20 protein-coding genes and 1 tRNA gene are annotated in these 21,830 nt (G+C 64.1%); 15 read left to right on the plus strand and 6 right to left on the minus strand.

Translation table 11 applies throughout. The features are described 5' to 3' along the window. On the plus strand, positions 1–194 hold a 194-nt coding region (locus J7347_RS00005), incomplete at its 5' end, for a hypothetical protein (RefSeq protein WP_209160239.1). 23 nt (positions 195–217) lie between these two features. On the opposite strand, the gene J7347_RS00010 is transcribed toward J7347_RS00005, so the two are convergent. Both J7347_RS00010 and J7347_RS00015 read right to left on the minus strand, forming a co-directional pair. After that, on the minus strand, positions 218–754 hold the full coding sequence (locus tag J7347_RS00010) for a YceD family protein (protein WP_348521525.1): 537 nt from the start codon (positions 752–754) through the stop codon (positions 218–220). Next, entirely contained in the window at positions 751–1,263 is a 513-nt protein-coding gene (locus tag J7347_RS00015; RefSeq protein ID WP_209160241.1) for a ubiquinol-cytochrome C chaperone family protein, read from the minus strand. Before J7347_RS00015 ends, J7347_RS00010 begins: the two co-directional genes overlap by 4 nt. A gap of 222 nt (positions 1,264–1,485) precedes the next feature. Between J7347_RS00015 and bamE the strand changes: the two genes are divergently transcribed. From bamE to hslU, 3 genes are read left to right on the plus strand one after another with little or no spacing between them, the layout of a single operon-like run. Further along, the gene (gene bamE, locus J7347_RS00020; protein WP_209161144.1) at positions 1,486–1,947 is read left to right on the plus strand and encodes an outer membrane protein assembly factor BamE; all 462 of its coding nucleotides are present in this window, start codon (positions 1,486–1,488) and stop codon (positions 1,945–1,947) included. Between the two features lie 45 nt (positions 1,948–1,992). Further along, positions 1,993–2,553, plus strand: a complete 561-nt coding sequence (gene hslV / locus J7347_RS00025) for an ATP-dependent protease subunit HslV (RefSeq protein ID WP_067678311.1) — start codon at positions 1,993–1,995, stop codon at positions 2,551–2,553. 48 nt (positions 2,554–2,601) lie between these two features. Then, complete coding sequence (hslU, locus tag J7347_RS00030) at positions 2,602–3,903, plus strand: ATP-dependent protease ATPase subunit HslU (RefSeq protein WP_209160243.1); 1,302 nt, start codon at positions 2,602–2,604, stop codon at positions 3,901–3,903. A gap of 73 nt (positions 3,904–3,976) precedes the next feature. Here hslU and J7347_RS00035 read toward each other — a convergent pair whose 3' ends face one another. Beyond that, positions 3,977–6,721: a TonB-dependent receptor gene (locus J7347_RS00035; protein ID WP_209161146.1), complete on the minus strand. Its 2,745-nt coding sequence runs from the start codon at positions 6,719–6,721 to the stop codon at positions 3,977–3,979. Positions 6,722–6,851: 130 nt separating this feature from the next. Next, positions 6,852–8,426: a hypothetical protein gene (locus J7347_RS00040; protein WP_209160245.1), complete on the minus strand. Its 1,575-nt coding sequence runs from the start codon at positions 8,424–8,426 to the stop codon at positions 6,852–6,854. Positions 8,427–8,710: 284 nt separating this feature from the next. Between J7347_RS00040 and J7347_RS00045 the strand changes: the two genes are divergently transcribed. From J7347_RS00045 to J7347_RS00090, 10 genes are all read left to right on the plus strand, one after another. After that, positions 8,711–9,094 (plus strand): hypothetical protein, encoded by a 384-nt coding sequence (locus J7347_RS00045; protein WP_209160247.1) that lies wholly within the window; start codon positions 8,711–8,713, stop codon positions 9,092–9,094. 236 nt (positions 9,095–9,330) lie between these two features. Next, the gene (locus J7347_RS00050; RefSeq protein WP_067684109.1) at positions 9,331–9,909 is read left to right on the plus strand and encodes a lytic transglycosylase domain-containing protein; all 579 of its coding nucleotides are present in this window, start codon (positions 9,331–9,333) and stop codon (positions 9,907–9,909) included. 8 nt (positions 9,910–9,917) lie between these two features. Next, entirely contained in the window at positions 9,918–10,220 is a 303-nt protein-coding gene (locus J7347_RS00055) for a TrbC/VirB2 family protein (protein WP_156502132.1), read from the plus strand. A gap of 1 nt (position 10,221) precedes the next feature. Then, the gene (locus J7347_RS00060) at positions 10,222–10,506 is read left to right on the plus strand and encodes a VirB3 family type IV secretion system protein (RefSeq protein WP_067684081.1); all 285 of its coding nucleotides are present in this window, start codon (positions 10,222–10,224) and stop codon (positions 10,504–10,506) included. Between the two features lie 46 nt (positions 10,507–10,552). Further along, positions 10,553–12,997: a VirB4 family type IV secretion/conjugal transfer ATPase gene (locus tag J7347_RS00065; protein WP_067684084.1), complete on the plus strand. Its 2,445-nt coding sequence runs from the start codon at positions 10,553–10,555 to the stop codon at positions 12,995–12,997. Next, positions 12,994–14,205, plus strand: coding sequence for a type IV secretion system protein (locus J7347_RS00070; protein WP_209160252.1), 1,212 nt, complete (start codon positions 12,994–12,996; stop codon positions 14,203–14,205). The genes J7347_RS00065 and J7347_RS00070 overlap by 4 nt, the downstream gene beginning before the upstream one ends. Continuing rightward, positions 14,202–15,017 carry a TrbG/VirB9 family P-type conjugative transfer protein gene (locus tag J7347_RS00075; protein ID WP_209160254.1) on the plus strand — a complete coding sequence of 272 codons (816 nt, stop codon included), beginning with the start codon at positions 14,202–14,204 and terminating at the stop codon, positions 15,015–15,017. The genes J7347_RS00070 and J7347_RS00075 overlap by 4 nt, the downstream gene beginning before the upstream one ends. Continuing rightward, positions 15,017–16,159: a TrbI/VirB10 family protein gene (locus tag J7347_RS00080; RefSeq protein WP_245173739.1), complete on the plus strand. Its 1,143-nt coding sequence runs from the start codon at positions 15,017–15,019 to the stop codon at positions 16,157–16,159. Before J7347_RS00075 ends, J7347_RS00080 begins: the two co-directional genes overlap by 1 nt. 16 nt (positions 16,160–16,175) lie before the next feature. Then, positions 16,176–17,192: a P-type DNA transfer ATPase VirB11 gene (gene virB11 / locus J7347_RS00085; protein WP_209160256.1), complete on the plus strand. Its 1,017-nt coding sequence runs from the start codon at positions 16,176–16,178 to the stop codon at positions 17,190–17,192. Positions 17,193–17,356: 164 nt separating this feature from the next. Beyond that, on the plus strand, positions 17,357–20,287 hold the full coding sequence (locus J7347_RS00090; RefSeq protein WP_209160258.1) for a TonB-dependent receptor: 2,931 nt from the start codon (positions 17,357–17,359) through the stop codon (positions 20,285–20,287). A 54-nt stretch (positions 20,288–20,341) separates the two neighbouring features. On the opposite strand, the gene J7347_RS00095 is transcribed toward J7347_RS00090, so the two are convergent. Continuing rightward, positions 20,342–21,109 (minus strand): queuosine precursor transporter, encoded by a 768-nt coding sequence (locus tag J7347_RS00095; RefSeq protein ID WP_209160260.1) that lies wholly within the window; start codon positions 21,107–21,109, stop codon positions 20,342–20,344. A 61-nt stretch (positions 21,110–21,170) separates the two neighbouring features. Between J7347_RS00095 and J7347_RS00100 the strand changes: the two genes are divergently transcribed. Then, a tRNA-Arg gene (locus tag J7347_RS00100) sits at positions 21,171–21,247 on the plus strand. Between the two features lie 43 nt (positions 21,248–21,290). Here the strand turns inward: J7347_RS00100 and J7347_RS00105 are convergent. Then, on the minus strand, positions 21,291–21,677 hold the full coding sequence (locus J7347_RS00105; RefSeq protein WP_067684099.1) for a response regulator transcription factor: 387 nt from the start codon (positions 21,675–21,677) through the stop codon (positions 21,291–21,293). Positions 21,678–21,830 lie beyond the last annotated feature (153 nt).

Genomic DNA, 21,830 nt, shown 5'->3' on the forward strand with positions numbered 1-21,830 from the left:
GGTTTCTTCCAGTACGGCGCGGCGCGAGACCACGATGTTACCGCGGCGGCGGCCAATCGGGCGGCGGTTATGGCGGTGGCCAGTCGGGCGGCGGCTATGGTGGCGGCTCCGGCGGCAATCAGGGCGGTGGCTCGGGTGGAAGCCAGGGCGGCGGCTCCAATTACGACGATCTGGACGACGATATCCCGTTCTAGGCGGGTCCAGCTATTTCGGGGCGTCAGTCCTTCTTGAGAGCGGCGAGCGCGGCAAACGCGCCACCGGTCTCGGGATCGTCAAGACCGGCATCCTCGCGCGCGGCATCGGCTTCCGGCCCGCGCGCATAGGGATCGATGGCGAGGCCGAGGCTCTGCGCGATCGCCTCGCCCAAATCGAAGGATTGGCCTTCGAAAGGCACCTCGTCCAGATCGTCCTCCGACAGTTCGATTTCCTCTTCCTCGCTCGCCGAATCGGCGTGGGAATATTGCGGCACGAAACGCAGGGCGACCGTCTCGTCCACGCGATTGGCGAAGGGCTCGCCCGAAACCGCGCAGGCCTGGTCGAAGCGCGCGGTCAGAGACCCTTTCGCCGCAATTTCCTCTCCATCGCTTTCCAGCGCGATCTCGGCCACCAGCGCGTGCAGCGCGGGCAGGCCGAACCGCCCGGCCAGCTTGCGGCGCTCGTCTTCGTTCGCCTCGATCCGCAACGGAGCGTCGGGGAGGCGATCGATCTTCACGATTCGGCTCATTTCGGGAGCGCGGTTCTCGATTGCGGTCACGTGATATCTCCCGCCAGCATCGCATCCGCGCTCGTCGCGTCGAGACGCAGGCGCAGGGCGCGCAGCCGATCGGCGAACTGGCGGGCCAGCGCCTCGTCGGTCAGCGTGACATTGCGGCGCGCGGCCTCTTCGAGCGTGGGGCCATTGTCCGCAAAGCCGGTGCGATAGGCGCCGAGCCGCCCGCCCAGCGTGCTCATCAATTTGCCGATCTTCTTGCCGACCACCAGATCGCCTACGCCCGATTGGCGCAATTGCCCGTCCATATCCTCCACGAAAATCTCGGTGAGGTAGGCGGTGCGCGGCGCAAGCTCCGGATCGCCTTCCATACGCAGCATCACCACCGCCAGCGCAGCGGTCACCATGTCGAAGCGCCCTTCCAGCGTGTCGGCAACGCCGCAATGCCGGTACCATTCCGGTTCGCGCGCGATTTCTATCGTGCGATGCCAGAGGGGGCGCATCGCTTCGCGCGGGTCGGTCGGCTTGCGGAACAGGCGGTCGAATAGGCTCATCTGGGGGTTGGGGCTCCTGAAGGGCGTGGTGCAAAGGGCAAGGTCGGCTGCGTTCAGCGGCAATTCAAGCCCTGCCTTCCAAGCGCAAGCACGCAAATATTTGCAAGCCCGGGCGCGGGCGCTTAAGGCGGGGCCACCGGTTCAGGGCGCCCCGGCCGTTATGCCCGGCGCGCCAGACGATATGGAGTTTCTGTGGTTTCCACCCGTGCCTATGGTCGCAAGATCGCCAGCCTCGCGCTTCTCGCAGGGGCGGTCGCCGTGCTGCCCGCCTGCACCTCGATCCGCGAAAACCGCGGCTATATCGTCGACAGCACTCTCGTGAACGCGATCCAGCCCGGCCTCGACAACCAGCGTTCGGTCGAAGCCACCTTGGGCCGTCCGACCTTCATGAGCCAGTTCGGCGAGCCGACGTGGTACTACGTGTCGAGCACCACGGGCCGCAAACCCTTCGTCCGCCCGCAGATCGAAGCGCATCGCGTGCTCGCCATCCGTTTCGATCAGACCGGGAATGTCCTGTCGGCGGATACGTCGGGGATCGATCAGGTGGTTTATCTTTCGCCGGAAAGCGACACGACGCCCACTCTGGGCCGCGAGCGCGGTTTCCTCGAAGACCTGTTCGGCAATATCGGCGTGGTCGGTGCGCCGGGTGCAGGCGGCGGAGCGCCGCGCGGTCCGGGCGGCTGATACGCCGTTCTTGAACCGAACAGGCGCGGCCCCATATCGCGCCGCATGAGTGACAGCGAAAACCGCCACGGCCTGACCCAGTGGCATGGCACCACCATTATCGGCGTACGCAAGGGCGATCGGATCGTCGTCGCGGGCGACGGGCAGGTCTCCATGGGCAATACGGTGATGAAGCCGAATGCCCGTAAGGTCCGCCGGATCGGCAAGGACGATGCGGTCGTTGCCGGTTTCGCGGGCGCGACCGCCGATGCCTTCACCCTGTTCGAACGCCTCGAGAAAAAGCTGGAGCAATATAGCGGCCAGCTGCTGCGCGCCGCTGTCGAGCTGACCAAGGATTGGCGCACCGACAAATATTTGCGCAATCTGGAAGCGCTGATGATCGTCGCGGACAAGGACAATCTGCTGGTCCTCACCGGCAATGGCGACGTGCTGGAACCCGAAGGCGGCATCACCGCGATCGGATCGGGCGGCAATTATGCGCTCGCCGCGGCCAAGGCGATCGCCGAATACGAGGATGATCCGGAAACGATCGCGCGCAAAGCCATGCAGGTCGCCGCGGATATCTGCGTCTTCACCAACGGCAATGTGACGGTGGAAGAGGTCTAGGTCTTCCCGCCCGCACGAATGGCCGCACCAATCGGAATTTTCACATCTATGTCTGACTCCCTCACCCCCAAGGCGATCGTCGCCGCACTGGACGAGCACATCATCGGCCAGAAGGATGCCAAGCGCGCCGTTGCGGTCGCGCTGCGCAATCGTTGGCGCCGCCAGCGCCTCGCCGCCGATCTGCGCGACGAGGTTACGCCCAAGAACATCCTGATGATCGGGCCGACCGGCTGCGGCAAGACCGAGATCTCGCGCCGCCTCGCCAAGCTGGCCGACGCGCCGTTCGTGAAGGTGGAAGCGACCAAGTTCACCGAGGTCGGCTATGTCGGTCGCGACGTCGAGCAGATCGCGCGCGATCTGGTCGAAGAAGCGATCCGGCTGGAAAAGGACCGCCGCCGCGAGGCGGTGCGCGAAGCCGCATCGCAGGCCGCGATGGACCGGCTCCTGAACGCGCTCGTCGGCGAGAACGCCAGCGAAGCGACCCGCGAGGCGTTCCGCCAGCGCATTGTCGAGAATGCGATGAACGACACCGAAGTGGAGATCGAGGTCAAGGATCAGCCGCAAAGCGCGATGGAAGTGCCCGGAATGCCCGGCAATGTCGGCATGATCGATCTATCCGACATGCTCGGCAAGGCGATGGGCAAGTCCAATCTGAAGCGCCGCAAACTTAAAGTGCCCGATGCGTGGGATCGCCTCGTCGAAGAGGAGAGCGAGAAGCGCATGGACCAGGAGGACGTCGCCCGCGTCGCGCTGGAAAATGCCGAGACCAATGGGATCGTCTTTCTGGACGAGATCGACAAGATCGCGGTGTCGGACGTGCGCGGTGGCTCGGTTTCGCGCGAGGGCGTCCAGCGCGATCTGCTCCCGCTGATCGAAGGCACCACCGTGGCGACCAAATACGGGCCTATGAAGACCGATCACGTCCTCTTCATCGCCAGCGGTGCGTTTCACGTTTCGAAGCCCAGCGACATGCTGCCCGAATTGCAGGGCCGCCTGCCCATCCGGGTCGAACTGCGCGCGCTGACCGAAGAGGACTTCGTCGCCATCCTGACCGAAACGCGCGCCAATCTGCCTGCACAGTACAAGGCTCTGATCGGCACCGAGGACGTGACGCTCGACATCGCCGAGGACGCCATCAGCGAGGTCGCCAAGATCGCCGCGCGGGTGAACGAGAGTGTCGAGAATATCGGTGCAAGGCGGCTTCAGACGGTAATGGAGCGCCTGCTCGAAGATATCAGCTTCGAAGCCGAGGAGCATGCGGGCGAAACGATCACGATCGACGCGGCCTATGTGCGCGAACGGCTGGACGATCTGGCGGGCGATACCGACCTTTCGAAATATATCCTCTGAGGCCTGAGCACTCGGACAACGAAAAAGGCGCCCCCGGTCGGGAGGCGCCTTTTTTGTTAGCATCGAAGACCCTTTAGAATTCGGCGGAAATTGACGCGCCGAAGCTGCGGCCCACTTCGTAGCTGTTGATGTCGATCCGGCGCGTGCCGTTGTCCTGAAATTCGAAATGATCGCGCCCGGTGACGTTGCGGGCTTCGAGCTTCAGTTCGAGCGGCACGCCGCCGAGATTCAGCCCCTGGCGATAGACGAGATCGAGCCTGAGGCCCGGATCCTCGACGATATCGGGCAGGTTCGCCGTGCCACGGCTGGTCACGCGCTCGCTCGCATAGCTCAGCAGCATGGTGAATTGCTGCAGATCCTCGGTGTCCTCGAGGCCCAATTGCAGGTTCACGAGGTGATCGGACTGCCCGGTCAACGCCACGCCATCGTTGAAGAAGTTCGACGCGGGTTGGTCGGCGAAGGGGAAGACGCTGACGATGTCAGTGTCGCCGACCTTCAGTTCGGATGTCGTGTAGGTGTAGTTCGCGATCAGGATGGCGCGCTTCGTTTCGAAGAAGCCGCCCCAATCGTAGAGATTCTTGCTCAGCTGCGATTCGAATTCGAGCCCGTACAGCGTGGCCGCCGGTGCGTTGGCGAAGCCGCTTACCTGTTCGTTGTCGGAGAAGCTAGAAAACACCTCGATCGGGTTCTCGATATCCTTGTAGAAGCCCGCCAGGCTGATCTTGTCGCCCCCGCCGAGATAATATTCTGCGCGCGCTTCGGCGTTGATCAGCTCGCTGTCGACGAGGCGCGGATTGCCGTTGAACTGGCGATTGGTTTCGGGATCGAAATAGGTCTGGAAGATCAGCTCGCGGAATTGGGGCCGGGCGATCGTCTTAGACGCGCTGGCGCGCACTTGCAGGCGATCGGTCGCTTCCCAGGTGATCGTGCCGCCAGGCAGGAAATAATCGTTGTTCAGATTCGTGCCGCTGCCGGAATTCAGCGGAACGGCGAACACTTCGACCGGCGTCACGGTCTGTTCCGCATCTTCGTACCGCACGCCCAGATCGAGTGTGACGGTATCGAAGGGAACGATATTCACCTTCGCATAGCCCGCATTAACGGTCAGATTGGCGGCGAAGGCCGGATCGCTCTGGGTGGTTTCGAAGATGTTGAAATTGAACGGTCCGATCCCAGCCGCTGCCTGCGCCGCCGGGTCGTAACCCAGCTGGATCAGCGCATCGCCCAAAAGATTGTCGGGACGGAACGCGCCGAGTGCGTCGGGGAAGCCGGTGGTGGCGCGGATGTCGAATTCGCGCCGGGTCGAGAAGCGGTCGGTATCGCTATAGGCATAACCGATCGTGACGCCGAGCCAGTCCGACACGCGATAGCTCAGGTCGATGCCGCCGAAATAGAGATCTTCGGTGAGATCCGAGAACGCGACCACCGCGCCGCCGCGCTGCGGATCGAGCGTGTTGAGGAACAGATCGCCCAGCGGATCGCCGGCATTGTTGGTGCGCGTATAGGTGAATTCCCACTCATACGGTGCCTCGCGCTGGGTCTGGGCGTAACCGCCGCGCAGATCGACCGAGAGATCGCCGAACTCCATCTCGCCGACGAATTGCGAATTGTAGAGCTGACGTTCGAACCACGAGGTATCCTGCACGAGGTCGGTATCGCCGTTCTGGAGATCTTCGCCCAAAGAGAGGGAGCCGCGCTTCAGAGTGTCGCGGATGAAGAGGTTGGTGAAGCGAAACTGGTGTTCGCCGATTTCCAGCCCGAAACCGAGCAATCCGTTCAAAAGGATGCGGTTGTCGGTGACGAAATCGGTGAAGTCGGACCGCAATTCGAGATCGGCATTGATCGCGGTCTGCTGGGTTATGCGGCGATTGCGCCATTTGTTGCTGAGCGAGGCGGTGGCGATCACGCCGATGCGGCCCGTATCGCCGAAATCGGCGCTGGTGCCCATGGTGATCCCGCCCGACAAATTGGCGGGCGTCCAATCGGTCTTCTGCAAGAGGATGCGATTGGGATTGCCGAGCTGGGTCAGGATCGCTTGGCTGTCGACGCCGGGATCGCTGATGCGCGCGCCGCTGTCGAGGAAGCCCTGGAGTGCGGGCACGATATCGCGGCTGCCATCGTCGAAGCCGAACCAGTCATATTGCGAGCCGTAATAGGTGTAGCCCTTGGAAAAGGTCGTCTGCTCGTCGCCGCTGATCCCGGCGGACAGCGTGACGAAGCTTTCGTCCGGAATGGCCTTGGTCGTCAGATTGATGACGCCGCCGCCGAATTCGCCGGGAAAGTTCGCCGAATAGGTCTTCTGGACGAGGCTGGAGGCGACGACATTGGTCGGAAAGATATCGAGCGGGACCACGCGGCTCAATGGCTGGGGCGAGGGCAGGGGGAGGCCGTTCAGAAGCGCCAGCGAATACCGATCGCCGAGGCCGCGGACATAGACGAGACCGTTGCCCACGGTCGACAGGCCGGTCACGCGGCTCAGGGCGCCTGCAATGTCGCCTTCGCCGGTGCGCGCAATGGCTTCGGCGCTCAGGACAGAGATGACCTGCGTCGAATTGCGCTCGGGCTCTACGCGGCGGCGACCGGTCACGACGATGACGTCACCGCCGGGAACGGATACTTCGGGCGTCTCTTCCAGCTGGGTATCCTGGCCCGTGCCTTCGGCGGTATCGGTCAATACGTCGTCGTCCGCCGGATCGGGCGCTTCGCCTTGGGCCACGCCGCTGGGCGGGCCGCCGGTTCCTTGTGCGAAGGCGAGGGCGGGGCAGGACAGCGCCGTGGTGAAGAGCAGCAATCCGGTCAGCTTTCTGCCGGTGGACATGCCGAAGGACATGGGTGACCCCCTCATTTGGTCGAATTTCTATGGTCGGTGCGGGGCCGGACCCGGCCCTATCGAAGGTGATGAAAAGGGGAGCGGGCCGATACGCCCGCTCCCCCGATCGGGATTGCGATCAGGAATAGACCGGCAGCGAGGTGCAGGCGCTCACCGCATTGTCGAACGTCGCCGCGGCGGAGTTGCAGGTCCAGCCGTTGATCCAGGTGTCGTTGCCCGGATAGACGGCCCCGATATTGGTCGGATTGGTGAAGAAGCTGCTCAGCGCGGTCGGGTTGAACACCGCCACGCCATTCTCGTTCGCGCCGTTGACGAAGGTCATGGACAGCGTGTTCGTGAAATTGGCGTTGGTGTTCGTACCGGCGTTGAAGATGCTCTGCGTCTGGTCTGCGGTCACGTTGCTGCCGTTGCGGAAGTCGGTGGCGCAATCGAGCACGAAGGAATTGAAGCGCGGCGCGCCCAGCTCATCGTCGCCCGTCGTCTGGATCGTCTCGGAATTGTCGATGCGCAGGCACGGCGTGGAGCCCGAACGATCGACCAAAACGCTGTTGACGATCGCATAATCGGCACCGCCGCGAATGCGGATCGCCTGATCGCGCGTGCCGCTATTCGCGATGAAGGTCGCGTTCGAGATCTGCGTGTTTTGCCGCGGAGTCGAATTGTTGAAGGCGTTGCTCGAATCCGCTTCGATGATCGTGTCACCGACGCCGGCGCGCTGGACCGCGATCACGAACTGGAGATTGGCCTTCACGCCCGTGTCGGTGTCGAGCGAATCGTCTTCCGCGCCGACCACGATCAGCCGCGTTGCGTTGACGCTGCCGCCGAAGAATTCGACGCCGTCGTCCGAGCTGTTGTAGCTCATCACGCGGTCGAAGGTGGTGCCGGTGCCGGTGCCGCCGGTGGTCAGCGCCTGCAATTCGTTATCGCCCGAAAGGACGAAGCCCGAATAGCGGATCTGGACATAGGCGAGGTCGCCGCTCTTGTCGTTGCGCGTGGCGCCGCCGAACAGAGCGGGCTGCGCCGCACCTTCGACCTGGCGTTCGCAATTCACGCTGCCCGGCGTGGCGCCCGGCGCGATGCAGTCGGTCACGGGCGCACGGCCGGCGAGGACGATCCCGCCCCACTGGCCCGACGAGCTGTCATTGTTGAGGCCCTGAACGTTGTCGCGGCTCGTGAAGATGATCGGACGCGACTGCGTACCCACGGCGGTCAGGCGGTTACCGCGATTGACCATCAGGAAGCTGGAACCGGCGGCATAGACGCGCACGCCCGGCTCGATCGTCAGATTGACGTTACTGTCGGTCGCGCCGTCCGAACCGTCGGGGGCGGGGCCGCCATCGGTGCCGACATCGACGCGGCCGTTCATGCGGTAGAGGATGCCGCGGTTGAACGGCAGCGTGCTCGACGCGGTGAAGCGCGCGGGCATGGTGCAGACGCGATATTCGCCGGTCGGACCGGAGATCGTGCCGTCATTGACCAGCTGATCGGGGTTGGAAATCGTGGGGCAGCCGGCCGCCGGAGTCACCAGCGTGCTGGTCGGCGTGGGCGTCGGCGCAGGAGCGGGCGCTGGTGCCGGGGGATTGTTGATCGTGATGTCGCCGCCGGTGCCCGGCGAGACGATTTCGTCGGCCCCGCAGCTCGCCAATGCGAGCGCGCTGGTGCCGAGAACGAGCGTACGGAAAAGAATAGTCACGGGCAGCGGTCCCCTCAAAAAACCGGATGAAAATGTATCGCGAACCTTGATCGCGACTCGCCCGCTAGGCCTGCTGCGTGACAGTTTGTGTCCGTCCGTGACACTTCGCTTACAAAACCGGACGAATGGATCGGGAGGGCTGAAATCGGGGCGTTTTACCGTTTCCGACCGATGATCGCTGCGCCGCCGGGGTCCAAAATGACACCTAAATGACAATGTTACAGTTTTGTTGCGGGCGGGGGCTTCGCGCGGCATACAGGCTGCGGGAAAGAAGGAGATGCCTGATGATCGCTCTCGCACAAATCGCCGCGCTGGCCGTTGCCGCGCAAAGCCCTGCGGCCTTGGCCGCTGACCCTGCCGGGCCCGATTACGGGACGCAGGAACTGGTGGAAGGTCGCAATGGTGCCGCTCTTCGCACGCTGACCGCGGAAGCCGACAAGGCAGCCGATGATCCGGCGCTGCTGATCAACCTTGCCGTCGCGCATGCGCGACGCGGAGATGAAGAACGCGCGCGCGACCTGTTCGAAGCCGCAATGGCGCATGACGAACGCGCCGAGCTCGAAACAATTGACGGTCGTTGGGTGGATTCGCGCGTGCTGGCGCGCAAGGGGCTCGCCATGCTCGCACGCGGGGAATTCGCCTCCACCGCGTCGATCGCGTCACGTTAAAGCAGTTTAACGACCGCGCCCATGGGCGCAGGCACTATAGCGGCTTGCCCGAATTATCGGGTGAGCCGTTTTTTCGTTGGGACGAACGGGGGGAACTGGTTCATATCCGTGTCACCCCCGTGTCATGTATTGTAGCCAGAGCGACCGGGATGGTGGAGGGCGCAATGATTCGAGCCGCTTGGGCAAACAGAACGACATGGCACGCCTTGCGGGTTTTGCCGCTGCTCGGCGCGGCCATGCTGTCCGTGCCCGCCCAGGCCGACGTGCTGCAGATCGACGATGGCGCCGCGCGCTGGATCGCCGGTGGCGCTCCCGAAGCTCTGCCCGAAACGGCGGTTCTGGCCGTCGATGGCGATTTCGAAGCAGTGGAAGGCATGATGCTGCCCGATCGCGTACTTGCCGATCCGCGCCTGCATGCGGCGGCCGTACCGGAAAATTACCGCGCCAAGGTGAATGAGTTGGCTGCGCGGTTCGATCTCAGCCCTTCGCTGATCGAAGCGCTGGTCTGGCAGGAAAGCCGCTGGCGCCACGATGCCCGCTCGCCCGTCGGCGCGCGCGGCCTTGCGCAATTGATGCCGGGCACTGCGCGCGATCTGGGCGTCAATCCGGACGATCCTTTCGCCAATCTGGAAGGCGGGGCGCGGTATCTGCGCGAACAGATCGATCGCTTCGATGGCGACTTGGAGAAAGCGCTCGCGGCCTATAATGCTGGTCCGGGGAGAGTGATGCGCGCAGGGGGGATCCCCCGCATTCGCGAAACCCAGCTTTACGTTGCGGCCATCATGGGCCGCCTGTCCGATCATTCCCGGGAGTAGATATTTCTATGCGTTCCGTATTTCGTGCTGCCGCTCTGGCGCTTCTGGCTTTGCCCACCGCCGCTTTCGCGCAAGCCGCCGATCCCGCCGGTTCGCAGCCCATCGTCGCCGCACTCGGCTGGCTTCAGGGCACGCTGCTCGGCAATGTCGCTACCGCCGTGGCGGTCATGGCGGTAGCCGCGGTCGGCTTCATGATGCTGACTGGACGTCTCAACTGGCGCTTCGGGGCGACCGTGATCATCGGCGTCTTCATCCTGTTCGGTGCCGCATCGATCGTCGCGGGCATCCAGGGCGCGGCTTCGGGCGTGTAGGATGAGCCAGCTGGTCCGCCATCCCGTGCACCGTGCGCTGACTCGCCCGCAGATGTTCGCGGGCGTGACGTTCAATTATTTCATCATCAACGGGATGGTGACGACCGAGGCGTTCCTGATCACCGGTAGCTGGCTGGCCCTGCTGGTGTTCGCGGTGATGCACGCCATCGGCTATTTCGCCTGCCTGCGCGAACCGCGGATCTTCGACCTCTGGATCACGAAAGTGTCCAAGTGTCCGCGGGTGAAGAATTACAACAAGTGGGGCTGCAACAGTTACGCCGCCTAGAACCGGCGGGCCGATCTGGCCTGCCAAACCATAAGGATCGCGACCTATGAGCAAGTGGAAAGGCGCAGCGGCCTGGAGCGCGAAGGAAGCGCGCGCCGGAGACCGGCTGCCCTATGCCCGCCTGGTCGACGAGAGCACGCTGCTGCTGCGCGACGGCAGCCTGATGACCGCATTGCAGGTTCCCGGCCTGCTGTTCGAGACCGAGGATAGCGAGGCGCTGAACGCCCACGCCGCCACGCGCGAAGTGATGCTGCGTTCGACGCTCGATGCGCGTTTCGTGATGTATCACCACGTGATCCGTCGCCGGGTGGAAGTCGATCTCGACGCGGCCTTTCCCGATCCGCTCAGCCGCCATATCGATGCGCGCTGGCAGGAACGGCTGGGTTCGGGATCGCTCTTCATCAACGATCAGTTCGTGACGCTGATCCGCCGCCCCGCTCGCGGCAAGGCGGGCTGGGTGGAGCGCACGGCCAAGGCCTGGAAGAAGAAGGGCAAGGGCGGCGCAGAGATCGAGGTGGATCCCAAGGATCTGCGCTCGCTGCGCGCGGCGGCGACCGGCCTTGCCGCCTCGTTGTCGGCTTACGGCGCCCAGCCGCTGGGCGATTATGCCGGCCCGAACGGCACGACGAACAACGAACTGCTCGAACTGCTTTCCGCCCTCTATAATGGCGAAATGCGCCCAGTACGCCGTCCGGGCGACGACGTCGATATCGGCCACATGCTGCCTTATCGCCGGGTCAGCTTCGGCCTGGACGCGCTGGAACAGCGTGGTTCGGGCGCGCCCGATTTCTCGGCGATCCTGGGCCTCAAGGATTATCCTGAAGCGACCACGCCCGGCCTGCTCGATGCGCTGCTGCGCCTGCCTTACGAGATGATCGTAAGCGAAAGCTACGCGCCGACCGAGCGGCAGACCGCGCGCGAGCGGATGGATCTGGCGATCCGCCGCCTGAAATCCGCCGATGAGGAAGCGGCCGCCGAACGCGGCGACATGCTGGCCGCGCGCGACGCGCTGGGTGCGGGGTCGGTCGGCTTCGGCGATCATCACCTGACCGTTCTGGTGCGCGAGCGCGATCTGGCCCGGCTGGACGATGCCGCCGCCGCCTGCGCCGCCGCGATTTCCGACACCGGGGCAATCGCCGTGCGCGAAGACACCAATCTCGAACCCAGTTTCTGGGGCCAGTTCCCCGGCAACGAAGGCTATCTGGTGCGCCGTGCGCTGATCTCCAGCGCCAATATGGCAAGCTTCGGAAGCCTGCACGGTTTCGCTCTCGGCAAGCCGGACGGAAACCACTGGGGCGAGGCGGTGACGCTGCTCCAGACCACCAGTTCGACCCCCTTCTTCTTCAATTTCCACCACGGCGATCTGGGCAATTTCTCGGTCATCGGCCCGTCGGGGTCAGGCAAGACCGTGGTGATGAATTTCCTCGCCGCGCAGGCGCAAAAGTTCAAGCCGCGCACCGTACTGTTCGACAAGGATCGCGGGGCGGAACTGTTCATTCGCGGGATCGGCGGGCGCTACGATTCCATCCGATCGGGCGAGCCGACCGGGTTCAATCCGCTCGCTTTGCCCGATACGCCCGGCAATCGCGGTTTCCTGCGCGATTGGCTCAGCGTGATGCTGAAGGCGGAGGGGCCGGAAGAGGACGCGACCATCGCGACCGCGGTCGATGCGGCCTATGCCAATGACGGGTCGCTGCGGCGCCTGCGGCATTTCAAGGAATTGCTTTCGGGCGCGCGCCGTCCGCAGCCGGGCGATCTGGCCGATCGCCTCGCCGCCTGGATCGGGGATGGCGAGCATGGCTGGCTGTTCGACAATGCGGAGGACAAGCTCGATCTCGGCGCGCGCGTGCTGGGCTTCGACATGACCGCGCTGCTCGAAAATCCCAAGCTGCGCACGCCGACCATGATGTATCTCTTCCACCGCATCGAGGAGCGGCTGGACGGCGATCCGACCATGATCCTGATCGACGAAGGCTGGAAGGCGCTCGACGACGAGATTTTCGCCGCGCGCATCCGCGACTGGCTGAAGACCTTGAGAAAGCGCAACGCGCTGGTCGGCTTCGCCACGCAGAGCGCGCGCGATGCGCTGGAAAGCCGCATCTCGACCGCGCTGGTCGAACAGACCGCCACCATGGTGTTCATGCCCAACAGCCGCGCGCGGCCCGAGGATTACTGCGACGGGTTCGGCCTGACCCAGCACGAGCTGGCGCTGATCCGCACGCTGCCTGCGCACAGCCGCTGCTTCCTGATCCGCCAGCCCGATGCAAGCGTCGTCGTCCGGCTGGATCTCTCGGGCGCGCCCGAAGTGCTGACCGTGCTGTCGGGCCGCGAAAGTGCGGTTCGCCGGCTCGACCTTCTGCGTTCGGCGGTGGGCGATGCGCCTGCCGATTGGTTCCCCACGCTTACCGGCGCGCCCTGGCCGGGCGATGCGGGTGATGCCTTTGCGGACATTCCCGAAAAGCTCAACGTCACTCGACTGGCCGCCGAATGAGCGTCGATTGCTCCCAGGTCGCCGCGCAGGCAGGCTCGGGCGTCGCGGCAGCGCTGCGCGCGGTCGACTGCACTGCGGGCCAGGTCACATCCGAAGCCTTCGGCCGCCTGTTCGCGCCGGGTGGATCGCTGGCCACGGTGCTCGCGATCCTGCTCACCCTCTTTATCGCGGTCTTCGGCTTCCTGCTGATTACCGGTCGCACCAATCTGAGCGTGCGCTCGCTCGTCCCGCGCATGATTACGCTGGGCTTCGTGCTGACCTTCGCGACGAGCTGGATCGCCTATCAGAGCGTGGTCTGGAATCTCGTCGTCGGCGGTCCCAACCAGATTGCCGGGCTTCTGACCGGCGTGGACGGGTCGGCGACCGACGTGTTCGCGCAGAAGATCGACGTGGTCTTCCTCGCCATTCAGGAAGCGAGCCAGGGGCAGCAGGATATTTCCGCCTTCTCGCCGCCGGGGATGATGTGGATGGGCGCGATGCTGTTCATGCTCGGCACGCTGGGCCTGCTCGTCACGGCAAAGATCGCGCTGGCGATAATGCTGGCGCTGGGGCCGATATTCGTGGTGATGGCGCTGTTCAACGGCACGCGCGGGCTGTTCGCGGGCTGGATCAAAGGCGTAGTGATGCTGGCGCTCGCGCCGCTATTCGCGGTGCTGGGCGGGACGGTGATGCTCGAACTCGCCGTGCCGATCCTCAGCGCTCTGGTGGCGAATCCGGGCGAGATCAATCCGCAGGCCGCGATGGGCTTCTTCATGATCGGCGCGGTGCATGTCGCGCTGATGTTCCTGGTGCTGAAAACGACGGCGACGATGGTCGGCGGGTGGACGGTCTTCGGCCTCGCCGGATCGGACAGAGACCGCGATACCGGCCCGAACATGGCGGCTGCACCTGCCGCTCCCACCACGGCGGGCTATGCTGCCCGCCAGACCGAAGCGGCGCAGGCGGCGAGCAATTCGATGGCCCAGGCGCGCCAGATCAATCTGTCCGCCCAGCAGGTCGCATCCGCCGCAAACGATGGAAGCATGGGCGCAGCCTATGGGGGCGGGGGCGGTGGTTCGCGCACCGTCAAGGTTCTCGCCACCGCTTCAGGTGGCGCTCAGGCATCGCCGCTTACATCGGGTCCGTCGCGTGCGCAGGGGGTGGGCAGCCGGTTCCGTTCCCCCGAAACGCGCGGGCCCGGTTCGCAATCTCTGGAGAAAAAACGATGATCCGCCCGGTCGCAACGGCGCTCGCTCTGGTGCTCGCATCCGCGGGGCCGCTGGCCGCGCCCGCATTCGCCGACGATGCCCGCCTTGTCGAAGTGCGCTACGACGAAACCCGCGTGGTCCGCATCAACGGCCAGGTAAAGGTCCAGGCCACGATCAAGTTCGCCGACGACGAAGCGATCGAGAATGTCGCCATCGGCGATAGCGAGAGCTGGCAGGTCACGCCCAACAAGCGCGCGAATCTGCTGTTCGTAAAGCCGCTGAGCCCGCGCGCCACGACCAATATGACGGTGGTGACGAACGAGCGAACCTATCTGTTCGATCTCGTCGCTTCCCCCTCGACGCGGCCGATCTACGTGCTGAGCTTTACCTATCCGGAAAAGCCGAAGCCCATCGAATTGCCCGGCGAAACCCAGATGGCGGACGCGCGCACCCCGACCGAAGTCGCGGCCGCGCAGGATCCGCTGGCAGTGCAGGATCCGGCGGACCTCAATTTCGCCTGGGCAGCATCCGGCGACACCGAGCTTCTCCCCGTGCGGACCTTCGACGATGGCGAAGCGGTGTTCATGACCTGGCCCGAAGGCCGGGCCGTCCCCGCCATTCTGACCACCGGGCCCAAGGGGCTGGAAGGCCCGGTCAATTTCACCGTGCGCGGCGATACGATCGTGGTGGACGGCGTGCCGCGCGAAATCGTGCTGCGATCGGGCGAGGACCGTGCCACACTTGTCAATTCGGGGCCCGAGCGCCCGCAGCGCGGTGCCGCCGCGACGAACGGGGCCAGAACGGCTTTCGCTTCCGCTAAGGAGATGAACTGATGCGTATGGCCATGCGACTTCCGCCCAAGAGCGAGACGACGGGTGCAGCCAACGATGTAGATCCGCGTGACGAGAGCGAGGCCGAAATCATCGATCTCGCCTCGCGCAATGCCTATCCCGCCGTCGCTGCCAAGAAGGGCAGGACCGAGGGGCTCGGCATGGTGGCGGGCATCGCCCTGGTCGCGGGGCTTGGTCTGGTCACGCTCTGGAGCATGAGCTCGGCGCGGATGGAAGAGCCCGAGGGCGTCGGCGGCCAGCAGGTCCAGCCCGCGCCGCAACAGGCGGCTGTCGATCAGCAGGTTCCCCAGGGGATGGTCATCCCCGAAGCGGCGGTGACGCCCGCACAGGGCTATCAGGCCGATCCGGCACCGTCCCCGGTCTATTCCGCCCCGCCGCTGGTCACGCCGACTCCGATGGGCAATCCTTATGCCAGCCCCACAGTGGTGTTCGATTCCGGCGCATCGCCCGCCAGGCTCGCTCCGGGTGAAACCGGCGCGCCTGCCTCAGGCGAGAGCGCGGTGACGGCGGGCAATTCGCCCGGCGATTTCGCGAGCCGCGTCGGCGGTGTCGGCGGCGCTCCCGCGCGCGCGCAGGCAATGGCCAATCCGGGCACCACGGTCACGCAGGGCACGCTGATCCCCGCCGTGCTCGAAACTGCCATCGACACCAACGTACCCGGCTATGTCCGCGCGGTCGTAAGCCAGGACGTGCGCAGCTTCGACGGGACGCGCGTGCTCGTGCCCCGGTCCAGCCGCCTGATCGGCCAGTACCAGTCCGGCATCCAGGGCGGGCAGAAGCGCGCCTATGTCATCTGGACGCGCCTGATCCGCCCCGACGGGGCTTCGGTCAATCTCGCCTCGCCCGCGATCGGGTTCGACGGGACGACGGGCCTCGCCGGCAAGGTTTCGGGCGACGGGTTCTTCAGCCGCTTCGGATCGGCCATGCTCCTGTCCGTCGTCGGCGGGCTCGGCACGTTGGCGACCGGCGGTGCGGGCGCGGTGGTACTTGGCGGCGCGGGCACCTCCGCTGCGGCCACGGCGGCGCAGCAGGACAGCCAGCGGAGCCCCACGGTGCGTGTGCGCCAAGGCGAACCGATCCGCATCTTCACGGCGCGCGATCTCGATTTTACGCAGGTCAGCTGAGCCGGACGGAGACGCGATGAGCGCCGAGATCCACCCCTTTCAGGGCGAGCCCGAGGATGTCGATCCCGCGCCCGTCATCGGCGAGCGCAGCGTCTATCTCGACGCCTATCTCGCCCCCTTTCGCGAGTGGCTGGATCGCGACACGGTCACCGAGATTCTCGTCAACGGTCCGGGCGAAGTGTGGGTGGAGGACAGCGCCCATTCCGGCATGCAATGTCATCCCATGCCCGAGATCGACGACCGGCTGATCCAGCGCCTGGCCGAACAGGTCGCGCGCGTAAGCCATCAGGGGATCAATCGCGAACATCCGCTTCTGGGCGCGACGCTGCCCGATGGCGCGCGCGTCCAGTTCTGCGGCCCACCGGCCTCGCGCCGCCACTGGGCGATGGCGATCCGCCGTCACCGCAGGCTCGACCTGCCGCTCGACGCTTACGATCGCGGGCCCCTGCGCCCCGCCGTCCACGGCGCCATGCCCGATCCGCAGCAGGAGCCGATCCCGTTCCTGCGCGAAGCGATCCGGCAGCGGCGCACGATCTTGATCTCGGGCGGCACCAGCACCGGCAAGACGACCTTTCTCAATGCCATGCTCGGCGAAATTCCCAAGCACGAGCGTGTGGTGCTGGTCGAGGATACGCCCGAACTGAAACTGCCGGGCGAAAACGGCGTCGGCCTGGTCGCGGTGAAGGGCGAACTGGGCGAAGCCAAAGTCACGTCCAACGAACTGCTCCAGGCGGCCCTGCGCCTTCGGCCCGACCGGATCGTGCTCGGCGAATTGCGCGGATCGGAAAGCGTCAGCTTCCTCCGCGCCATCAATACCGGCCATCCGGGCAGCTTTTCCACCATCCACGCCAACAGCCTGCGCGGCGCGCTCGAACAATTGTCGCTGATGGTGATGCAGACCGGCATCGGGCTGACCCGCAGCGATACGATCGCCTATGCCGCCAGCGTGATCGACGTGCTCGTCCAGCTGGGCCGCGACGATCGCGGCGGACGCGGAATCAGCCATATTTCGCTCAGCGCCGATCTCGTGTGACGCATTAGAATCTTGCGCGGACGAACTGCGCGATCGTCTCTGCGTACACCACGGGATTTCCACATCGTGTAATATTGCTGCGCAGGGGACTTGCCAAGGACCTGCTTTGTGTTAGCCTGTTCGCGATAGACCGCAGGAAAGCGGCATCGACAGGGAGAGGAAACATGAGGGTTAAGGCCACTCTATTGGCCGGTCTGTGCGCCGGTGCATTCGCAATTCCAGCTCAGGCGCAATCGGCAGGCGACAGCGATCTCGAAGATCCGCAGATCAATTCGCCGACCATCATCGTCACTGCCCAGCGACAGAGCCAGAGCCTTCAGGAAGTTCCCATCGCGGTCAGCGCCTTCGATGCCGAAGCGCTTGAAGCGCAGCAGATCGAGAACGCAGCGGACCTTCAGCTGACGCTTCCCAATGTTTCCTTCACCAAATCGAACTTTACCGCGTCGAGCTTCACCATTCGCGGGATCGGCGATCTGTGCGTAGGCGTGACCTGCGACAGCGCGACGGCGATCCACACCAACGGATCGCCGCTGTTCGGTACGCGCCTGTTCGAAACCGAATATTTCGATCTCGAGCGGATCGAGGTGCTGCGCGGGCCGCAGGGAACTCTGTTCGGTCGCAATGCGACCTCTGGCGTGGTCAACGTCGTCACCGCGAAGCCTGAAATGGGCCAGTTCGCCGGGTCTGCCGAATTCGAATACGGCAATTACGACAGCATCAAGGCCAAGGGGATGATCAACGTGCCCCTCGGTGACAGCCTGGCTGCGCGCGTGGCGGGCTTCTATCTGAACCGGGACGGGTTCACGACCAATCTGTTCGACGATTCCCAGATCGACGGGCGCGATATGTATGCGGTGCGCGGATCGCTGCGGTTCGAGCCCACCGCCAGCACCACGATCGACCTCATGGGATATTATTTCCGCGAGAACGATGACCGGCTGCGCATCCAGAAACAGCTGTGCCAGCGCGACCCCACCGGCGTGCTCGGCTGCCTCAACAACCGGCTCGATTTCGACAAAACCAATGCCAATTCCACGCTTGCCTCCGTGCTGAGCTCGCAGGAATTGTTCCGCATCCAAGGCATCCCGGGCGTGCTCGGCCTGGGCAGCGTGTACGGCCCCGACGGCTACGCCAATTTCGACGAGCCGAACGATGTGCGCACGGTCAACACGGCCTTCACGCCCGACTACTTCGCCGACGAATTGCAGGTGCAGGCGCATCTCGACCAGCAATTGGGTGCGATGAACCTGTCGCTGACCGGCCTCTACCAGGAAACCACGGTCGATTCGCGTCAGGACTACAATCTCGGCGTGCTCGACCGGTCGGGCTATGCGACCGCGCTCAACACGCTGGCCTTCTTTGCCGCGAACGGCCTGCCCACCGGCCTCGCGCCGCCATTTCCCGCCTTCGTACCGGGATCGAACGCCTATTTCGCGCCGATCGCTTCTGCGCTCACCCCGCAGGGGCCGGGTGGACCGCTCTGCACGTCCGACAATGACGAAGGCAATCGCGGCGCCTTCGAAGGCAATTCGCTGTGCTCCAGCGTCCCGCTGGCCTTCGACCGTTCGAACCAGGACCAGACCGCCTGGTCTGCAGAAGCGATCCTGAGCAGCGATTTCGACGGGCCGTTCAACTTCCTGATCGGCGGCATCTATGCCGAGACGGAGGTGAGCGAGAACAGTTACTACGTGAACTCGTTCGGCCTCGATTACGCCGCGGGCATTCTCGGAACGTTCTCCGCTTTCGCGAACGGCCTGCCGCCATCCTATCTCGCAACGTCGATGTATCGGAACAACACGACCGACTTCAAGCTGGAGAGTTTCGGCATCTTCGCGGAAGCCTATGTCGATCTTACCGACCGGCTGACTTTCACCGGCGGTATCCGTTACAACGACGACAGCAAGTCCGTGGCCGCGCGCACAACGTTTGCCAATTTCCTGAACCCGTTCAGCAATGACGGCGATCCGTTCGCTTCCCCCTTCGTCGGCACGTTCGACGCCGATGCGGGTCTGGCGGGCAACCAGCTGTTGCAGGAACGCAGCGTTTCGTTCGATGCGATCACCGGACGTGCCGTGCTCGATTACGAGATCACGCCCGACAACAACCTCTATGTCAGCTATTCGCGTGGCTACAAATCGGGCGGTATCAATCCGCCGCTCGCTCCGGTTTTCGCCGTCCCGGAAAGCTTCGATTCCGAGCAGATCGACGCGTTCGAGATCGGATCGAAGAACATCTTCCTGAACGGCGCGGCGCAGATCAATCTCACCGGCTTCTACTACAAGTACAAAAATCTGCAGCTCAGCCGCATCGTCGCGCGCACCTCGGTCAACGATACGATCGATGCCGACATCTACGGTGCCGAGCTGGAAACCGTGTTCCGCCCGAGCGATGATCTGCTGATCAACATGAATCTGAGCGTGCTGAGCGCCAAGGTGGCGGGCGATCAGTTCTTCAGCAATCCGCGCGATCCCGGCGGCGGCGATCCCAATGCCGTCATCATCAAGGATATCTCGAACGGTTCGCTCTGCGCGGTGACCGGAGCGGGGGCGCGCGCTTTCGTTTCGGCAGTCAACCCGGCACTGGGCTTGCGCGGACCGACCGCCTTCCCGTCAGACGGAGGGATCGCATCGACAGGTGCTTTCTCGATCTGTTCGGTGCTGGCCCAGCAGGCGGCGGCGATCGGTCCGGCCTTCGGCGGCATTCAGGTGCTGAGTCCGGGGGTAGAGGTCAATCTGCGCGGCAACACGTTGCCGCAGGCGCCCAATCTCAAGGCCTCGGTCGGTGCGCAATACACCATGCGTTTCGACAATGGCATGAGCCTGATCCCGCGCTTCGACCTCGCGCTGACGGGCGAGCAGTTCGGCAATGTGTTCAACGGACGGGTCAACCGGATCGAGCCTTTCGTGCAGGCGAATGCGCAGATCCAGCTGAACGGTCCAGACAATCGTTTCTTCGTGCGCGGTTTCGTCCAGAACATCTTCGATGCGAACTCGATCACGGGGCTTTACGTGACCGATGCGAGCTCGGGGAACTTCACGAATATCTTCACGCTCGATCCCCGGCGCTACGGCATCGCGGTGGGCGCAAGCTTCTAGAGTCGATCCTGAAAGGACAGGGAGGGGAGGGCCGGGCGTCACGTCCGGCCCTTTTCATATCCGCGATCGGTCCTTGGCGAAGGGCGAGAAATCGGTTTCGGTATCGAAGATTTCGAGCCCTTCGCGTCGTTTCAGCCAGCCGACGACGGCATAGGTAACGGGGGTCAGCACCGCTTCCCACAAAACCTTCAGCGCCCAGTTCGTGACCATCACCAGCAGGACGTCGCCCGTCTCCCAGACGCCGAGAAACGCGATCGGATAGAACAGCAGGCTGTCCACGCCCTGCCCGACCACCGTCGATCCGATTGTGCGCGTCCACAGCGCGCGGCCCTTGGTCCAGATCTTCATCTTCGCCATGACGAAGGAATTGACGAATTCGCCCGCCCAGAAAGCGACGATCGAGGCGAGAACGATCCGCGGGACGAGGCCGAAAACCTGCTCGTAAGCATCCTGGCCCGTCCAGCTGGCTGCCGGGGGCATCGCCACGACGACTGCGCTCATCGCCGCCATGAAGATCAGCGCCGCAAAGCCCGCCCAGATTACGCGCCGGGCGCGGGCGTAGCCGTACACCTCGGTCAGTACGTCGCCCAGCACGTAGCTGACAGGGAAGAACAGGATGCCTGCGCCGAAGATGAAAGTGCCGTCGGCGGCGGGCCACCATCCATTGGGCCAGAACGGCACGGGCACGGCGGAAAGCTTGGCCGCGCCGATGATGTTCGACAGCAGGAGAACGGTGACGAAGCCCGCCATGACGAGATCGAAATAGCGGAAGCGCGGGCTTTCATGCGGCGCGGTGTCGCGCGGAATTTCGGGCTTTTCCATTATCGGCCTGTCTATCCACGATTGGCGTGCTCGCAAAGCGGCGTTATGACGCCCCCGGCGCGCGCCCGTAGCTCATCTGGATAGAGCGCGAGACTTCTAATCTTGAGGCAGCAGGTTCGAGTCCTGCCGGGCGCGCCATTCGAGTGTCTCAACGATCGTTAGATCGCCTCACGCGGATCGGTCAGCTCGCAAGAACCCTTCGCGATCGTCCAAGTAGCTCTTCGACCCGGAAGACCAGCATCTCGGCATCGAAGGGTTTGGTGAGATAGTCGTCGGCACCCTCGTAGAATGCGATGGACTGGTCGTTCTGGCTGGCAACGGCCGACAGCATCATGACCGGAAGCAGCGTTGTTTTGGCGTCCCGCCTAAGTTCGCGAAGCAATTCCATCCCAGGCATTCCGGGCATTCTCTGGTCGAGAATAACGGCGTCAGGGCGCCTGCATCGGATGGTGTGGAGCGCTTCTTGCCCGTCTTCCAGCCAACCGAATGTATGGCCGGCATCGAAGAACGCCTCGCTGGCTACCTGGGCAGTAATCTCATCGTCGTCTACGAGAAAAATCTTAGCCACGACTCCGCCCCCAATTGCCTACGTTAATTGCGTCAAACTTTCGGTCCATTAAGTCTATAATTTCATAGATATACGCCGGGCATTAAGAAATTCCTACGCGATCTGATGGGATGGCTGGAAGGCAGCCTCTCTCTCAAGTTGCACGGATCCCAT

It is taken from the genome of Erythrobacter sp. A6_0 (assembly GCF_017744235.1).
Classification (GTDB): Bacteria; Pseudomonadota; Alphaproteobacteria; order Sphingomonadales; family Sphingomonadaceae; genus Qipengyuania.

What these genes read in the sequence shown, in the direction of transcription:
- J7347_RS00015 (WP_209160241.1), bottom strand. Translation starts at nt 1,263, where the DNA reads ATGAGCCTATTCGACCGCCTGTTCCGCAAGCCGACCGACCCGCGCGAA.
- hslV (WP_067678311.1), top strand. Translation starts at nt 1,993, where the DNA reads ATGAGTGACAGCGAAAACCGCCACGGCCTGACCCAGTGGCATGGCACC.
- hslU (WP_209160243.1), top strand. Translation starts at nt 2,602, where the DNA reads ATGTCTGACTCCCTCACCCCCAAGGCGATCGTCGCCGCACTGGACGAG.
- J7347_RS00035 (WP_209161146.1), bottom strand. Translation starts at nt 6,721, where the DNA reads ATGTCCACCGGCAGAAAGCTGACCGGATTGCTGCTCTTCACCACGGCG.
- J7347_RS00045 (WP_209160247.1), top strand. Translation starts at nt 8,711, where the DNA reads ATGATCGCTCTCGCACAAATCGCCGCGCTGGCCGTTGCCGCGCAAAGC.
- J7347_RS00050 (WP_067684109.1), top strand. Translation starts at nt 9,331, where the DNA reads ATGCTGTCCGTGCCCGCCCAGGCCGACGTGCTGCAGATCGACGATGGC.
- J7347_RS00055 (WP_156502132.1), top strand. Translation starts at nt 9,918, where the DNA reads ATGCGTTCCGTATTTCGTGCTGCCGCTCTGGCGCTTCTGGCTTTGCCC.
- J7347_RS00060 (WP_067684081.1), top strand. Translation starts at nt 10,222, where the DNA reads ATGAGCCAGCTGGTCCGCCATCCCGTGCACCGTGCGCTGACTCGCCCG.
- J7347_RS00065 (WP_067684084.1), top strand. Translation starts at nt 10,553, where the DNA reads ATGAGCAAGTGGAAAGGCGCAGCGGCCTGGAGCGCGAAGGAAGCGCGC.
- J7347_RS00070 (WP_209160252.1), top strand. Translation starts at nt 12,994, where the DNA reads ATGAGCGTCGATTGCTCCCAGGTCGCCGCGCAGGCAGGCTCGGGCGTC.
- J7347_RS00075 (WP_209160254.1), top strand. Translation starts at nt 14,202, where the DNA reads ATGATCCGCCCGGTCGCAACGGCGCTCGCTCTGGTGCTCGCATCCGCG.
- J7347_RS00080 (WP_245173739.1), top strand. Translation starts at nt 15,017, where the DNA reads ATGCGTATGGCCATGCGACTTCCGCCCAAGAGCGAGACGACGGGTGCA.
- virB11 (WP_209160256.1), top strand. Translation starts at nt 16,176, where the DNA reads ATGAGCGCCGAGATCCACCCCTTTCAGGGCGAGCCCGAGGATGTCGAT.
- J7347_RS00090 (WP_209160258.1), top strand. Translation starts at nt 17,357, where the DNA reads ATGAGGGTTAAGGCCACTCTATTGGCCGGTCTGTGCGCCGGTGCATTC.
- J7347_RS00095 (WP_209160260.1), bottom strand. Translation starts at nt 21,109, where the DNA reads ATGGAAAAGCCCGAAATTCCGCGCGACACCGCGCCGCATGAAAGCCCG.